Source organism: Streptococcus sp. 1F3, assembly GCF_054968985.1.
On the sequence record NZ_JBUEQR010000127.1, the window covers coordinates 1 to 698 of the forward strand.

Genomic DNA, 698 nt, shown 5'->3' on the forward strand with positions numbered 1-698 from the left:
GGAAATAGCTGTCTAGCCAATTTGTAGTAGGGACTAAACATATCCATGGTAATGACTTTGACCCGATTTCTGACTTGTCTAGGATAGCGTAGAAAGTGGTTTCGGATGGTTGCTTGCGTTCTTCCGTTGAGGATGGCAATGACGTTTAGGGAGTTGAAATCTTGAGCGATAAAGCTCATCTTCCCCTTCTTGAAGGCATACTCGTCCCAGCTCATCACCTCAGGTAAGGTGTTCCAATCTGTTTCAAACTTGAACTCATTGAGCTTTCTCATAACTGATGATGTTGAGATAGATAGCCTGTGTGCAATATGTGTCATTGCTTGATTTTCGATGAGTAATTGGGCGATCTTCTGGTTAACTGCGACAGAGATTTGATGGTTTTTCTTAACAAGAGGAGTTTCAGCGACTGCTATTTTCCCACATTCCTTGCACTTGAATCGACGCTTTCTAAGACGGATAAGTAGAGGGTATCCAGCCGTTTCTAGATAGGGGATTTTGGAGGCTTTCTGGAAATCGTATTTAGCCATTTGTCCCTTGCAGGAAGGGCATTTAGGGGCTGAGTAATCTAAGTGACCGTGGAGTTCTAAGTGAGTTCCCGTATCATATTCATTAGTGATAACGATATTTTTGTCTTTAATTCTGAGAAAATTTGTGATAAGATTTAGTTGTTCCATATGAGTCTTTCTAATGAGTTATTT

1 protein-coding gene is annotated in these 698 nt (G+C 40.8%); it reads right to left on the reverse strand.

Going from position 1 to position 698, the window contains the following annotated elements:
• Positions 1-674, reverse strand: a 674-nt coding sequence (locus ACVPON_RS10200) for a transposase (RefSeq protein ID WP_462878536.1), incomplete at its 3' end; no start/stop codon positions are given.
• Between the last annotated feature and the right edge of the window lie 24 nt (positions 675-698).